This window comes from Pusillibacter faecalis (assembly GCF_018408705.1).
GTDB classification, from domain to species: Bacteria; Bacillota; Clostridia; order Oscillospirales; family Oscillospiraceae; genus Oscillibacter; species Oscillibacter faecalis.
The window spans coordinates 287,152-301,124 of the sequence record NZ_AP023420.1; the positions used below are offsets into that span (position 1 = coordinate 287,152).

22 protein-coding genes are annotated in these 13,973 nt (G+C 58.2%); 2 read left to right on the forward strand and 20 right to left on the reverse strand.

Annotated elements, in window-relative coordinates; genetic code table 11:
* Window positions 1–119 precede the first annotated feature (119 nt).
* The 4 genes from KJS55_RS01345 to KJS55_RS01360 all read right to left on the reverse strand — a co-directional run bounded on the left by KJS55_RS01345 (window position 120) and on the right by KJS55_RS01360 (window position 2,466).
* Window positions 120–611, reverse strand: coding sequence for a DUF3592 domain-containing protein (locus KJS55_RS01345; RefSeq protein ID WP_213542516.1), 492 nt, complete (start codon window positions 609–611; stop codon window positions 120–122).
* Window positions 612–741: 130 nt separating this feature from the next.
* Window positions 742–1,791: an IS30 family transposase gene (locus KJS55_RS01350; protein WP_213542517.1), complete on the reverse strand. Its 1,050-nt coding sequence runs from the start codon at window positions 1,789–1,791 to the stop codon at window positions 742–744.
* 62 nt (window positions 1,792–1,853) lie between these two features.
* Window positions 1,854–2,096, reverse strand: coding sequence for a helix-turn-helix domain-containing protein (locus KJS55_RS01355; RefSeq protein ID WP_187015692.1), 243 nt, complete (start codon window positions 2,094–2,096; stop codon window positions 1,854–1,856).
* Window positions 2,097–2,259: 163 nt separating this feature from the next.
* Window positions 2,260–2,466 carry an antitoxin gene (locus KJS55_RS01360; protein ID WP_213542518.1) on the reverse strand — a complete coding sequence of 69 codons (207 nt, stop codon included), beginning with the start codon at window positions 2,464–2,466 and terminating at the stop codon, window positions 2,260–2,262.
* A gap of 156 nt (window positions 2,467–2,622) precedes the next feature.
* Here KJS55_RS01360 and KJS55_RS17465 point away from each other — a divergent pair, with 156 nt between their 5' ends.
* Both KJS55_RS17465 and KJS55_RS01365 read left to right on the forward strand, forming a co-directional pair.
* Window positions 2,623–2,757 carry a hypothetical protein gene (locus KJS55_RS17465; RefSeq protein ID WP_283093694.1) on the forward strand — a complete coding sequence of 45 codons (135 nt, stop codon included), beginning with the start codon at window positions 2,623–2,625 and terminating at the stop codon, window positions 2,755–2,757.
* A 179-nt stretch (window positions 2,758–2,936) separates the two neighbouring features.
* On the forward strand, window positions 2,937–3,083 hold the full coding sequence (locus KJS55_RS01365) for a hypothetical protein (RefSeq protein ID WP_213542519.1): 147 nt from the start codon (window positions 2,937–2,939) through the stop codon (window positions 3,081–3,083).
* A 45-nt stretch (window positions 3,084–3,128) separates the two neighbouring features.
* Here KJS55_RS01365 and KJS55_RS01370 read toward each other — a convergent pair whose 3' ends face one another.
* From KJS55_RS01370 to KJS55_RS01445, 16 genes are all read right to left on the reverse strand, one after another.
* Window positions 3,129–3,539 carry a hypothetical protein gene (locus KJS55_RS01370; RefSeq protein ID WP_187015695.1) on the reverse strand — a complete coding sequence of 137 codons (411 nt, stop codon included), beginning with the start codon at window positions 3,537–3,539 and terminating at the stop codon, window positions 3,129–3,131.
* Between the two features lie 9 nt (window positions 3,540–3,548).
* The gene (locus KJS55_RS01375; protein ID WP_213542520.1) at window positions 3,549–3,719 is read right to left on the reverse strand and encodes a hypothetical protein; all 171 of its coding nucleotides are present in this window, start codon (window positions 3,717–3,719) and stop codon (window positions 3,549–3,551) included.
* A gap of 19 nt (window positions 3,720–3,738) precedes the next feature.
* Window positions 3,739–4,611: a LysM peptidoglycan-binding domain-containing protein gene (locus KJS55_RS01380; RefSeq protein ID WP_213542521.1), complete on the reverse strand. Its 873-nt coding sequence runs from the start codon at window positions 4,609–4,611 to the stop codon at window positions 3,739–3,741.
* 15 nt (window positions 4,612–4,626) lie between these two features.
* Complete coding sequence (locus tag KJS55_RS01385; protein ID WP_213542522.1) at window positions 4,627–5,040, reverse strand: hypothetical protein; 414 nt, start codon at window positions 5,038–5,040, stop codon at window positions 4,627–4,629.
* Between the two features lie 12 nt (window positions 5,041–5,052).
* Window positions 5,053–5,505 (reverse strand): hypothetical protein, encoded by a 453-nt coding sequence (locus tag KJS55_RS01390; RefSeq protein ID WP_213542523.1) that lies wholly within the window; start codon window positions 5,503–5,505, stop codon window positions 5,053–5,055.
* Entirely contained in the window at window positions 5,493–5,672 is a 180-nt protein-coding gene (locus KJS55_RS01395) for a hypothetical protein (protein WP_213542524.1), read from the reverse strand. The genes KJS55_RS01390 and KJS55_RS01395 overlap by 13 nt, the downstream gene beginning before the upstream one ends.
* 7 nt (window positions 5,673–5,679) lie before the next feature.
* Window positions 5,680–6,081: an isoaspartyl peptidase gene (locus KJS55_RS01400; protein WP_213542525.1), complete on the reverse strand. Its 402-nt coding sequence runs from the start codon at window positions 6,079–6,081 to the stop codon at window positions 5,680–5,682.
* 3 nt (window positions 6,082–6,084) lie between these two features.
* A complete protein-coding gene (locus tag KJS55_RS01405; protein WP_213542526.1) occupies window positions 6,085–6,768 on the reverse strand; it encodes a hypothetical protein in 684 nt (227 codons plus the stop codon).
* 3 nt (window positions 6,769–6,771) lie between these two features.
* On the reverse strand, window positions 6,772–7,896 hold the full coding sequence (locus KJS55_RS01410) for a reverse transcriptase domain-containing protein (protein WP_213542527.1): 1,125 nt from the start codon (window positions 7,894–7,896) through the stop codon (window positions 6,772–6,774).
* A gap of 218 nt (window positions 7,897–8,114) precedes the next feature.
* Window positions 8,115–8,288, reverse strand: a complete 174-nt coding sequence (locus KJS55_RS01415; protein ID WP_213542528.1) for a hypothetical protein — start codon at window positions 8,286–8,288, stop codon at window positions 8,115–8,117.
* A gap of 9 nt (window positions 8,289–8,297) precedes the next feature.
* Window positions 8,298–8,756, reverse strand: coding sequence for a hypothetical protein (locus KJS55_RS01420; RefSeq protein WP_187015705.1), 459 nt, complete (start codon window positions 8,754–8,756; stop codon window positions 8,298–8,300).
* An 84-nt stretch (window positions 8,757–8,840) separates the two neighbouring features.
* Window positions 8,841–11,549: a bacterial Ig-like domain-containing protein gene (locus KJS55_RS01425; RefSeq protein ID WP_213542529.1), complete on the reverse strand. Its 2,709-nt coding sequence runs from the start codon at window positions 11,547–11,549 to the stop codon at window positions 8,841–8,843.
* 16 nt (window positions 11,550–11,565) lie between these two features.
* The gene (locus tag KJS55_RS01430) at window positions 11,566–12,135 is read right to left on the reverse strand and encodes a phage tail protein I (RefSeq protein ID WP_187015707.1); all 570 of its coding nucleotides are present in this window, start codon (window positions 12,133–12,135) and stop codon (window positions 11,566–11,568) included.
* A complete protein-coding gene (locus KJS55_RS01435) occupies window positions 12,128–13,282 on the reverse strand; it encodes a baseplate assembly protein (protein WP_228300430.1) in 1,155 nt (384 codons plus the stop codon). The genes KJS55_RS01430 and KJS55_RS01435 overlap by 8 nt, the downstream gene beginning before the upstream one ends.
* A complete protein-coding gene (locus KJS55_RS01440) occupies window positions 13,275–13,580 on the reverse strand; it encodes a hypothetical protein (RefSeq protein ID WP_187015708.1) in 306 nt (101 codons plus the stop codon). Before KJS55_RS01440 ends, KJS55_RS01435 begins: the two co-directional genes overlap by 8 nt.
* Window positions 13,577–13,969: a phage tail protein gene (locus tag KJS55_RS01445; RefSeq protein ID WP_187015709.1), complete on the reverse strand. Its 393-nt coding sequence runs from the start codon at window positions 13,967–13,969 to the stop codon at window positions 13,577–13,579. The genes KJS55_RS01440 and KJS55_RS01445 overlap by 4 nt, the downstream gene beginning before the upstream one ends.
* Window positions 13,970–13,973: the final 4 nt, after the last annotated feature.

Sequence of the window (13,973 nt, forward strand, 5' to 3'; positions counted from 1 at the left end):
AGCGGAAGCTCCTATCTGAAGCAAAGGATTTCCTATCCGCTGATCCGGCATCCGCTTTGCTGAACGGTAGGAATTTGAGTACCTTGCCTCTAAAAAATTCCAAATCCATTGGGTGCCGTTCATGCTTCCCGCTGGATGGCGACCATGTCCACGTAAGCGCGCGTTGGATGATGTGGGTCAAAATAGATTGCCGGCTGTTGATGCCTGAAAGACGGTTTTGCCCAGAACAGGCCGCTCCTGACAATATAGGTTTGTCCCTGATATTCGTAAGAGCACTGCACCACCCAGGGGGAGCACTGTCCGGGTCGCTTTACAAACGTACTCGTATTCCAGTTGATCCAAACGAGATGCCGAATAGACTGCACCTCTCCGGTGGTCAGCACGCCTTCTGCCTTCAGGCGTTTTATCCGTCTCTTCTGTTGTTGAAATTTCAGAACAAATCCCAGGCCTGTCAGCAAAAAAATGATACCGATCGGGAGCAAAAACCAGGTGGGGCCGCCATTTACGGGCACGCCGGTTACAACAAACAGCATGCTCAACAGTACAAACAGCGCCCCCATCAGTCCAAATAAAAACGCGCAGAAGGAACTGATGGTATCAGGAGGCTTCATGCGATCCCCCCAATGTTTTTTTATCATATTACCATGTGACGCAGCTCTTTACAAGAGCCGCTCTCCCCGCCCTTCTCTGAGATCTGAAGCAAATGTCAATAGGAAAGTGTAACAAAACGAAAAAATATTTTTAGACGGTCTGCAAATAGCCCTCAAACAGCTGCCCGGCAGAGGCCCAGCCCAGCAGTTGGCGGGGGTATCTGTTCAGCCAGCTTTCCACCGCCTCCACGTCTTTTTTGGTGACCTTATCAAAGTTTGTTCCCTTGGGGAACTTCCGCCGGATCATCTGGTTTTGTTTTTCGTTGCTTCCTCGCTCACTACTGCAGTATGGGTGACAGTAATATGTCCGGGTGCGCTTGCTCTCACAGCGTTTATATACGGACCGTTCGATCCCGATATAGTCCGCAAACTCGCTTCCGTTGTCCATGGTAATAGATTGGAATACCTGCGGGAAGCGGGTGCCCCATTTCCGTTCCATGGTGTCCAGCGCACGGACGACGCTGGCCGCGGATTTATCGCGGATCAGGCGGATCACCTCCATGCGGGTGACGCGCTCGGTCAGCACCAGGAGGCACTTATGCCCGCCCCTGCAGGAAACCACCAGATCCATTTCCCAGTGGCCGAACTCCTGGCGCCCGTCGATCTCCGGCGGGCGCTTTTCTATGCTCTCACCCTTGGGCTGCTGTTTCGCCCGCTGGACGTGCTTGGTTTTCTTCTTCCGCCGGGAACCCTTGAACGGCAGCGCCTTATTGGTCAGGCGGAGAAAAACTCCCTTGTCAATATAGGCATAAAGGGTTTGGCGGCAGATCCGCGTTTCAAAGCTGCCGTACTTTTCCGGGTGGTTCTCAATCTCATGCAGGGCTGCCTCCGGGCTGTAATTGTCGTCAGCAATCAGCGCCTCCAGGGTTTCGGCGTACCGGCGATCACTTCCAATTTTCAGGGGGCCGCCCTTGGCCGCCATGTTGGCCCGGTAGCGGGCTTGTGACCGCTCCGGTATGTACTCGGTCACTTCGATATAATCCGCGTTCATGTAGGTGTATGTCCCGCGTTTGATCTCGCGGCAGACGGTGGCGGCGCTGACGTGCAGGGCCGCGCCGATCTCGCGCATGGTGGCGCCCTCTTTTCTCATTCTGGCGATCTTGTTCCGGTCAAACTCCGTCAGGTGCTTATATCCTTTCATGCCCGTGCCCTCACTTTCAAAAAAATATGGACGGCGCGGTGCATACAGCACTCCACGCCGTCCTATTCTTTGCCCAGCAGCCAGTCCACGGAAACCTCCAGAACGTCCGCGATCACCACCACCTCAAAGTCAGCCACAAACCTGCCGCCGTTTTCGATCCTGCTTATCACGTCCCGCTCCACAATGACACCAGCCAGTTGCAGACGCCGGCAGAGATCAGACTGTGACAGCCGCGCCCGCAGGCGGGCCTCCCGGATCCGGTCACCGCATATATTTCTTTTCCCGTGGAAATCATACGCTTTCATGGGCAGCCCTCCAGGCGCGTGGTAATGTTCAGCAGTTTTCTTGATATTAACACATAGGTTTCCACGAACCCGTGTTAATAATCAGCACCGAAAAATATTGAACACTCTGGAGGGCAAACGCCGAAACGCCCCCGGCGCTGTGTGCGTCGGGGGCTTATGCTTTTTATTCTCCCAGGATCTCCGCTGCCAGTTTGTCCATGGCTTTTTCCATGAACTCGTTAAGGCTGTACCCGGCAGCTTTCGCAGCTTCCTTGTATCTGTCTTTTTTTCCTCTCTTTACATACGGGGAAAGTCGATCATAGTTCTTTTCATTGAAATCTCGCTTGTAGTCGGTGGCGCTCATGCCGCCCTCTTTCTTCGGTCTGCCCATGCTTATCACCTCGCCATTATAATACCACCGCCGCCCGTTTTTATCTACTGTTAGATTATATAAATATCTCACGTTAGATTTGTGCATATTGCGGATTGCTTTTTATCTCACGTTAGATTATAATATAGACAGTTCAAGAGGAAAGGGGTGGTTAAAATGAGCAAGAAAAAACGCCGACGGCATAAGCCGACGGCGCAGCCCAACAGGTTGCAGGTCTTGGCGGACACAATCCTGGCGGGCACAATCTCCGGTCTGATTACAGCGGCAATCCTCAAATTGCTGAACTGGTAACAGACAGAGGGGCGGGGGGTAACCCCCGCACCCTCAATATAAACGAAACCCACTAAAATGTCAATAGGAGGGCAGCGCATGAAATACCTGCTTTTTGTGGCCATATTCGTGGCGGTTTATATTCCGGTTCGCTACGGGATCCGGCTGCTTCGTAAACTTTTCAATGGGAGGAAATGAGAATGGGGAAAATGGAAAAAGCGGCCCCGGCTGTTACGCTGGAGGTGGTCACGGTCCCGCTGGCCGATGGGCGGCGCGGTGTGGTGTTAGTCCTCACCGATGAATACAGCAGAAAAACAGTCATGCGGGCCATGCCTGCCAGCAGGTGACCCGCAGAAGAACCCCGACGCCAGGGCGGCGCCGGGGTTCCTTTTTTATTCTGCTGCGGTGGCCTCCGCCGCGTCCGCCGGTTCCTCCAATGCGGGCGGCGTGGTTCCGCCGGTCTGCTCCGGCGTCCCGCTCGTTTTGCTCAAAACCAGCTTGGACAGCTTGGAAAAAACGTCTTTCGCATACAGCACATAGGCCGTCACCATGGCCAGGTTGGCGGCTGTTGCCACGTTGACCGTTTCGCCGTCAATGTCGATTGCCACAATATCGGGGTTCAGGCGTCCCGCTACATAGAAAGCGACGAAACAGGCGGCAATAATGATCCCCTTAATGACGCCGTTCCGGCATTTGATACGGTCGAAAGTCCCGTCAAAAAGGGCGTTCAGGCTGCCCAGCACGACGTTGACAGCCACCAGAAGAACCAGGCCAATGGCCAGGCGGATAATAGTCTGTTCCATTTTTACCTCTCATTCCTGCCCAGTGCTGTCCTGGCCATTTTCGTGGCACCGCGGAAATGGGCAGCTTTCGCATTGGCTCCGATCACAGGGGATCGAACCGTCCCAGCGTACCAGGGCCACCAGCCAGGTGCCCACAGCGGCCAGGGAAAGCACCCAGGCCAGCGCCTTGATAATAACCATTCCAGCACCTCCGGCAAAATTATTTGTTGATGGTGATAACCTGGCCCACATGGATCAGGTTCGGATTTTTGATCCCGTTGTCTGCTGCCAGCTTGGCCACAGTGGTGCCGTACTTCGCGGCGATACGGGAAAGGGTGTCCCCGGCCACAACGGTGTACTTGACGGCTCCGCCGGGCAGGCGGAGGACCTGGCCCACACGGATCAGGTTCGGGTTTTTAATGCCGTTGATCTCCACCAGTTTGGCCACGGTGGTGCCGTACTTTGCGGCGATACGGGACAGGGTGTCGCCGCTCTTCACGGTGTATGTACCCGCCGCCTGGGTCGTCGGTTTCGTTGGCTTGTCCGCCGTCCCGCCGGACGTGCCGCCCAGTTTCCGGGCGATCATGTCAAAGTCCGGGGTGATGAAACCGCGGATATACCGCCCGTTCACTTTCATGGTGCGCTTGCCCACCTTGCCGCCGTTCATGTTTCCCTCTGTGACCACAAAGGTGCCGCCGCCCACCTTGGTGACAATGCCGATGTGATCCGTGGCGCCGGTGTTGTCGGTGGCGGCGTAGTTGGCCCCGTCCTGCCAGTCGTACACGCAGGCGTCGCCCACCTTTGGGGTGTATGCGTCGTTCTCCGTCCAGATCCCTTTTTTCTTGGCGATCTCGACGTACTTTCCCACGCCGCACTCCGTCCCGGTGTACTCCGCGATCCCGGCCTTGATGTACGCCGCGGAGGTCGTGGTGGCACAATGGGCGTCACCCACCTGTACGCGGTAGCCTCTGGCCAGGGGCTTGTGGTTGTTGTAGATGTTCAGGATCTCCAGGTGCTTGGCGCTGCCTCTGGTTGCTCCGTCCCATGCATTGATAATGTCCGCCACCTTTCGGCGCAGTTCGTTTCCGGTCATAATGTTTATACCTCCTCACAGGCCCGCGTCCGGTGGTTCGCCGGTGCCCGCGGGCGGTTCCTCCGGGGGCAGCTGGGTGCCGCTCCCGCTCGTTCCGGCGGCCTCCGCCGCCTTGTCCTTATTGGTCTTGATCCAGCCCATGACGCCGTTTTCCAGGCCGCACACGCCGAACACGCAGCCGGTCAGGGTTGCAGGCTCTGATCCGGTGTGCCAGAAAACCACCAGATCGGCCACCGTGTACGCCACCAGGAAAACCGCTTCCAGAACCAGGATCCTGTCCATGGTGCCCATTTTCTTTTTAGGCGGCTTCCGTTCCTGCCGCAGCGTCCGCAGACGCTTCCGCAGGTGCTTATACGCCAGCCGGGCCACGAAATAACCCAGGAGGGCACCGGCAGCCCACGCCGCCGCGGCCACAATGAATATTTTCACAGGTTGCCTCCATTACAGAAAATCGTCTTTTTCCACGCACACGCGGTAAACGTCCAGGATCCGCTCCGTGGTCACTCTGGTTTTGTTGTTCTTGAAATCCTTGTGATCCTTGCAATAGATTTCGTAGGCGTCAATATCGGCCAGGATCTGCTCAAAATGTTCCTGACTGTGCCGGGTGCCGTGTTTTACTTCGTCCCCGAACCGTAGGATCCGGTAACGGCAGTTTATGGCCTCCTGCTCTCCGTCCGCTTTCCTCATGGCCTGCACCTCGGTTTCCAGCCTGTCCACCTTGGCGATCACTTCGCTGTTGATCTTCCGCCCCAGCCAGGCCAGGAACTTGGAAACGGGGTTGATCTTCACCGGGGTAATTTCGATAAACACGGACACCAGCGCCACCACGGTGACGCCGCCAGCCAGCGCCTGGCCTACGCTCACGGTGGACAGCGTTTCAATTAGTTTTTGCACGGATCCACCTCCCCCATGGCGGTATCGTAGTCCCGCCGAACCGCCGCCATTTCCTCCTCATACCGGAGGGCGTCGCGCTGGCCCAGCTGCACCGCCATGGCCTTGGTGATTTCATTCTGGCGGTCAATGATCTGGCAGAGGTCCGCCACCAGCTTCATATAATCCATGGCAGCGTCACCTCCTCGCACCGATCAGCCCGGCGACGTGTTCCAGGTCTGCCATGTCCGCCTCAAAAAAGGCATGGCCCCACAGCCAGAAATCCGCATGATCCGGGTGGCGTAATTTCTGCGCCTCCGGGTCGCTCCACAGGAGATCCCAGCGCATTTGATGGCCGGCGTCTTTCCGCTCCAGCTTGGCCGTGATGGCGCCGATCAGGGCGCCGCGGGCTTTCCCGTTTCCGTCGTCATTTCGTGCAAAATAGCGGTGTGCGCTCTCGCTGGTGACCGCGCACAATGGGCGGCCATTATGTACCAGAAACCCGTCCACAGCGTCCACAGGCGTACCATACCGGAGGTTTACGGGGCCGTTGATACTCACAAACCGCGCTCTTTTTCTTACGATGTAGGCAGTTCCCATTCTTTAGGTCACCGCCTCCCACTGCCACAGGCCAGCGGTTCCGGGTGCCCATACGCACGGTTTCATGTCGGCTTTGCACAGATACACGACGCCGTTATAGGAGTAATACAGGTCGGTTGTGCAGTCCATTCCATACACCCACGGGATCGGATCCTCCTGTGTGCCTGTGTGGGTTTTGTCAATGGGGCGGTACACCGCCAGCATACCCTCACCATGTGGCGGCTGGTGTTCCATTGGCAGAACGCCCTCCGATTGCACGACGCGGTAAAGGGTTCCGCCGTCGTTTATAATCGTATCTTTCGGAACGGTCTTTCCTGCTTCTAAAATCTCCGCCCAGGTTTTGAACAGATCCGGCATTTCCAGCGCCGTTTCGTCCGGCACGTCCGTGGCCGCCTGCACATACATTCGGGCCGCCGCTGACAGTTGCCCGGACAGTTTGGCGTTTTCTGTCGCGCTGACGCTGGCCGCCTGGATCTCCGCGCCTGCGTCCGTTTCTTCCAGCATGACCGTTATTTCTGCCCCCGCCATGTCAGGGCGTCCCAGGAGGTGGTAAACGGTGCCGTTGTGCGCGATCCCCGTGGCCTCCGCCTCCGGGCACAGCACGAAACAGCCGTTTTCCGCCTGCTTGATGTAGTTGGGGGCCTCGGTCATGGCCACGGTTGCCCCGTCTTTTGTGATCTTGAACATGGTTTACACCTCCGTTTTGAAAATCGCATAAAATAGCCGCCGCAGTTTCAGCACCCTGCCGTGATCGTTGAAGTTCTCATAGTAGGAAATCGGTGTTTGCAGCCATTGGGCCACCTGCTCCACCGTCATTTCACCGCTGGCCACACGCACCTGGAAAAGCCGCAGTTTCCGCCGCGCCCGCTTCATGCCGTCCCGGCAGCCGTGGATCTTCACGGCGCCGGTGTTCGTCACCTGAAACTTTGCTTTGCAGAACCGGAACGGTCTGGAGAACGGAACCACCTTTGACTTTCCGGCGTTGACCTGCAGGCCCATGGCCTCCGCATGGCCGATCACGTCCGCCGCGGTCACCTCCGCCGCCTGCTTCGACGGCAGAATGGTGTAATAGTCGTCCATGTAATGGGCAGCGCCATGGATCGAAAGCTGGGCTTTGATCCGGTTGTCCAGGGAGGACGGCAGCGCCACCATTTCCTGCTGGCTTGGCTCCACGCCCAGCGGCATACCCACGCCGCCCGGCACAGCTGCCACCACCAGATCGGCCAACTGCCGCAGGTCCGGGTTTAGGATCATGCCCCGGTGCCGCTCATACAGCAGCGCGTGGGGCGCGTCCGGGAAAAAGTGGTGAAAATCCATCAGGAACAGGGCACCCTCCAGGCCATGCTTGCGGTAATGGTCCCGCAGGTGCTTGGCCAGGCGTCTGTAATGGAAATGCAGGCCGCCGCCTTTCTGGCTGGCTTTGTTGTCGTAGATCATACTGGGCACATACAGCGGCACCAGCACCTTTTTGGTCAGAACCTTATAAACCTGCCGATCCTCAATGTGCGGCGCGTCTATTGGCCGAACCTTGCCCCGTTCTTTCAGGGTGAAATGGGCGGTTTTGCCCGGCTTCCACGTTCCATTTAGGATCTTGCGCCTGCGCTTGGCTGTGCCAGAAAACAGGTGCATTTCAAACCGCTGTGTGCTGGCTTTCCACCTCACGCCGTTGCAGCATTTCCGGCCATAGAAAAACATGGCCCGGTAACTGAAAACTTCCTCAATCGGCCCCAGGGCGTCGCTGTGGGCCTTTCGCTTTGCCTGCCGCCTTGTCTGGCGGCGTCTGTAACGCGCCTCGCGGCGCTGTTCGCTTGTCATAGAAAAGTATTCGCCCTCCGTACAGTTGTGGTGTTGGTGTGCGTCTAAACTGCTTCGATCCAGCGCATGAAACGGGGTTAGCACAATACCCCCGCCATGCAAGCAGCGTCCGCGCGGGATCATCAGCGGGCAGTTTCAGGCTTTCGCCAGGGAAGTATCTTTCCTTTTACATGGGTCCGGTTCACGTTCGTTACTGCATTTGACCCAGTTATGCAAAATCAGGGGGCCAGCGCCCAGGAATTGTTGGCGTTGTTATTGTTGGCGCTGCCGTCGGTGTTGACAAGGCAGAAATTGTTGCTGTTGCCCGAATTGACGGAACGGCACCACACATTGGCCGCCGTCAGAGGGGAAAGCCGCCCTGCCTCCCGGCGCGTTTTCAAAGATACACCCATAAAAATGACTTATTTCCGCTTCCTGTCGCTCTCCAGGATATTCCGCAGCAGGGTGTCCTCCCGGTCTATCAGTTCGCCCAGGCTCTGCGCCATGCGGTCCAGCTTGTCCATGGCCTCCTTGGGTGGGACCGTCTTTCCGCTGGGCGCCGTAAAGCACCCTTGCGGGTTCTGGTACATAACCAGATATGCGTGGGTCAGGCGCACGTCCAGCGCAGAGAGGGAGGCCAGCGCCTCCAGCAAATGCGCCTTGCGCTGGGCTTTGCGCTGTTCGTCCGACGGGTATATTTTGTTGGCCTTTTCGGTGTGGTCCATGACCTCACCGGCCAGCTGCGCGGTGCCCTCTGCAATCAGCCGGGAATAACGGGCGGAAAGCCGCGTCAAAAAGCCCACCGTTTCCACATAAATCTGGTTTGCGGTGTTCACATACTCCGCTTTGCTCACGGTCCGCTTTTCTTTCAGAACTGACATTCTTTCACCTCACGGGTTTTCTTTCTCTGTCCGGGTTTCCCGCCCACTTCCGTGGGCGGGATTTTGCCGGATATGCTGCGGCGATTAGACAAAAAAGCAGGGGGCCAGCGCCCAGGAATAGTAGGCGCCGGTATTGTTGGCGCCGCCGTCGGTGTTGACAAGGCAGAAACTGTTGCTGCTGCCCGAATAGACGGAACGGCACCACACATAGGCCGCCGTGCCGGTGGCGTTGTGCTGATAATGCACCTTGCTGTTTCCGGCCTTGTAATAGTCATACTGGGCCTGGTAATTCTTCTCCGCGCTGTTGGCGTAGGTTCTGATCCCGTGGTATTCAAACTCCGACAGCAGCGGCAGCAGATCCGTGGTGCTGGTGACATAGCTGGCGGTGTCACTTCCGCCGCCGGTGTTGTCGCTGTACTTGGTGGCCGGCTTCATAACCGCCCGGAGATCCGCCGGCAGGGCTGCCAGCAGGGTGTTGGCCGTGGGGCTGGTGGCGCTGGTGCTGTTGCTGCCCAGCACGGTTTTTCTCATGTGGCTGTTATTCCACCCGCCGCTGTTCGTCTGGCTGGTGTTCATGGTAAAGGCGCCGGTGGTGCTGGTGTAGCTGCCGTAATTGCCGTCTACCAGGCCCACCAGGGTGCCGTTGATCTTGCCGATCTGGAAATGGATCCGGTTGCTGCCCTCGCGGCTGGCGTTGTGGTTGAAACCCAGGATAAACACGGAAATGGCCAGATTGGAGATCGTCGTGGCGCCCACCTTGCCGTTGATCGTGATCCCCTTGGCGTCGCCCACGCTCCAGTAATTGGACCCCTTTCCGGCGTCGGACACGGCGCGGATCGTTGCCCAGCTGTTGGAGGCCAGCGTGTTGGAAATGCTGGTGACCGTCACCGGGGTGGTGGTCGTCTTGGTCACGCCGCCCTCGGAATAGCTGACAGTGACCGCCGTGGTGTTGGCTGCCATGGTGGTGGGTCTGCAGGTGTAGCCGGTGACGGTCTTTTTACTGCCGTCCGCCATGGTAGCGGTGACCACCATTCCCGCGCTGTTGAACGTTTCGCCGGTGAAATAGGAGGTTTTCGTGGGTGCGTGGGTCACCGCGATACTGGAAAGGTAGTTGCTCACGGTAATGGCCTGGGTGCAGGTCTTACTCACGCCGCCCTCTGCGTAAGTAATCGTGATCGTTGTATTGGCCAGCCCCAGGGCGCCGGTGGGCGAATAGGTCCAGCCGCTCACCACGCGGGTGGCGTTGTCCGAATATTTGGCGGTAATCACCATTCCGGCGCTGCTGAACTTCTCCCCGTACTTGTAGGCGGTTTTCGTGGGTGCTGTCGTCACGGAAATGCTGGACAGGGTGCGGATCGTGATCGCCTGGGTGCAGGTCTTTGTGACGCCGTTTTCCGTGTAGGAGATCGTCACCGCCGTGTCCGTCTTTGAAAGGGCGCCGCTGGGGGTGTACGTCCAGCCTGTCACGGTCTTTTTGGTGCCGTTGGACATGGTGGCCTCAATCACCATTCCGGTGGCGTCGAAACTCTCACCGATGTAATACGCGGTTTTGTTGGGTGCGGTTTTCACGGAAATGCTGGACATTTCCAGGACCGTGACCGCCTGGGTGGTCGTGACCGTCACGCCCGCCCGCTGGTATTTGATCGTCACCGCCGTGGTGCTGGCTGCCATAACGGTGGGGCTGAACGTGCAGCCGTCGGTTACGTCCTCCGTGGTGCCGTCGGCATAGGTGGCGGTGACCACCAGGCCGGTGGGGTCGAATGTTTCCCCCACGTTGTAGGTGGTTTTCGTGGGTGCGTGGGTGACTGCCACGCTGGAGGTAATCACCAGATCCACGTTGTACTGCATGGCGCCGGTGACCTCCACCACGGCGCTGGCCGTGTGGCCGTTCAGGGTGGCGGTTACCTCCCAGGTGCCGGTGTTCTCCGGCAGGGAGAACTTGGTGGAACCCACGCCGTTCAGGGTGGTTTCTCCGTCCGTGCAAACCACCGCCGCGCCGGCGCAGGTCGTCACGTTGATACTGGCAGACTGGACGCCCAGGGCCTCCTTTAGCTTTTTCAGCGTGACCTTACGGTTTTGCCCGTCAGCACCGGAGAAAAACGGAACCGTGTCCGTCAGGGCCATGGCGTTGCTTTCCGTCAGCACTTGGGTGGGCTGCTGGTAGTCCACGCCCGGCGTGGCCTTGGTCACGGTTGGGTTTCCCTTTGCGTCCTGGTCGCCTTTCAAAATGCCCTTGGCGGTGATCGTGTCCTGTTTCTTTTCCAGTTCTTTGTTGATCTTCTCAAACAGGGCATTATGGGCGTTCGCGTCCTTGTCGTGCGCCTCCAGGTCCGCCTCTGACACCAGCACCTGCGAACTGGACAGGGTGCAGGACACTGTGGAGGCGTCGCCCACGATAATGGGCACGGTAATGTTTTTTTCCACCGTTTCCACCGACGCCACGGGGATAAAGTCCGCCGTGTCATAGGCGTTTTGGTAGCAGTAAAGAATGTCGTGGCTGTGGTCATTGGGGTAATCGGGATCCGCCGCAAACACGCCGATCTCGCGCCAGTAAAAACCCTCCTCCAGTTCTGCGTTGGAGAAATGGCCGGACACGTCGGCGTACTGCTCCGCGTTGTTCTTCACCGCGGCGTCAATAGTCACCACGGCGCTGACAAGGGCCGTCATAGCGGAGATCGGGCCGCTGATTGTGCCGTTGCCCAGCTGAATGGTTGTGAATTTGATCCCCTCGCCGGCCATATTCCTGTAATACAGGTTTTTTCCGGCGTCTGTCAGTTTCGGGGCCTGAAACATGGCTGATAACCTCCTGTTACATAGTCGCCCTTTGCAGGGTGATAAAATCGCCCGTGTGGATCCAATGGCCCACGAATACCTCCGCCGGAGGTGTGGACAGATCCAACACGATTTCGTCCAGCCAGGCAGAAAGGCGCTTTACGGTGCCCAGCACCCGCTTGAACTCCTCCACGTCGTCCGACGTAATAGCCGGGTTCGTGGTGTATGCCTTGAAGTGATAGGGTTTCCCGCCGTATTCCCACCACTCGCTGATATGACCGGCCTGGAAAATGGTTTCAATAATCCGGTTCACCGCTGCCGGGGTGCCCATCTGCGCGTAAAACAGCAGGCTTTCCGCGATCAGGGTTCGCTTGACCTTAATGGAAAAGTTTTCGTCATAGGACGGGGTACGCAGTTCCACGGCCAGCAGATCCAGCACCTTTTCCGGCACAGCATAGATCGCCGCATAGGTGCGGGCGCCGTCGGCATAGGCCAGCAGCTTTTCCACCTGCCTGCCCACGGCGTAGGCAAGCGCCTGGATCTCCGGCTGCTCTGCCAGGTTCTCCGGCATAATGTCCGTGAAGCGGCTGCCGGAAAGTTTAATCATCTTCCAGCCCTCCATACGTCACGGTGGCTGATCCGGTCAATGCTGCCACCTTGGTGGCGGCCACCGCCGCGAACGTCGGCGCGGTCACGGTGACGCGCTTGGCGCCTGCCTCCATGACCATGGCGGCCAGCTGCGACGGGTTCACGTCGCGGCCTATGGTGCGCTGCCAGGTTTTATATTCCTCCACGGCCTGGGCCACCGCCGTCTGGATTGCCACCGCTCTGGCGCTGTCGCTGCGGTTGATGTAATACGTCAGGTTAATGCTGTATGTGACCTCCTCCGGGGCTTTCACGGTCAGCTTGTCCGTCATGGGGCGGATCGTCTTGCCGGAGAGGTACGCCTGCAGGCCGGAGATCATGGCCGCGCCCGGCTTGGAACCGTCTGCCATGATGAAAACAATATCCACCTGGCCCGCTTCGTGGTCGCTGGTGGCCACCACGTCACCAATGGCGGCGTTGTACTTCTTGGCGTGGTACAGGTATCCGTCCTCCGGGCCTGCCGTAGAATAGGCGCCAGGGGCCAGGTAAACCCGCTCCGCCAGGCTTTCGTCGTTCTCCACGTCTGCGCCGCCCTCCGTGGTGTTCTGGTTCACGGCGCTGGTAATGTAGGGAACGGGATCCACGATGGTGGACACCTCGCCAGGCGCCAGTCCGTTGCCCGCGTTGCCTGTTGCGGTACACTCCGCCAGCACGTCCACCGTCAGGCTGCCCGCCGGGATCTCTGCGTACTCCATCGTGCTGAAATAAATGGAACCGCTGGAGGAAACCCTGGTGCCCGCCGGGATCGGTGTGGCCAGCGTCCTGGTGGCCGACGCGGTAAAGCGGATCGTGGTCGTGGCCGCCTTTGCCGGTTCTCTGGTAACGCCTTTCAGCAGCGCCAGATTGTCCAGGAACTCCGAATAGGAGTATTTCAAAAGGCTTTGCTTGCCCGCTCGGTCAACGTACTGCATGGCTTGGTAAATCTGCGCCGCCGCCGAATACAGGATCATGCGGTGGACAGAGGCGCGGCCCAGGGACACCTTGCTGCCCGTCGCTTGGAGCATGAACGCCTCAAAGTCTGCCACCATATCCCCGCGCACGTCGTCAATGGTCTTGTTGTCGATGAAAGACACGTCCGGGGTGTTCTGAATTGCGGAAATATCAGGCACTTGTTATCACCACCTTGGGAAAAAGTTTGCCGGTGTTGCCGCCGGTCCAGGTCACTTCCTGCACCCGCACCTCCGGTATGAATTTGGACACCTTTTCGGTGACCTCCGCCGTGTAAAGGCTCTTTGCGGCCTCTGGCGGCATATCCACAAAATCCATGTTCAGGCCGAAAGCCCGATCCAACGGCATGGTGCCCTCCCGTGTGGACAGCAGGAGGGCCAGCTGCCGATCCAGTTCTGCCAGCCAGTCCGCCGTGAACGTATATTCCAGTTGGAAATTGAAAAGGTCGTTTTCGTTCATGCGTATTCCTCCAGTGAAATGGTCAGGGTAGCCTTGGCCAGTTCTCCGCGGCTGTAAACCTTGTCCCAGGCTTCACTCGATCCTGTAACGCGGAACGGACGGCGGCCCACCAGTCTACCGCCGATCACCAGGTACTCCGCCGAACCTCTTTCCACCATGCGCTCCACCATGTCCAGGATCCGCCGCGGCTTCACGCCCAGGGCAGCGGACAGGTGAATGGTCAGGCTTATGGTCTGGAGGCCAGGCCCTAAAAACTCCGCTTTCGGCTTCACGCCTAAAACTTCGTGTTCGGTCCAGCGCCCGGAAACCTCGCGGCTCATGCTCTCAAAGGTCAAAACCCTGTTGTCGCTCACCTCAAAAATGATTTTGCGCCCCAGCGTTCCGATCATGTGT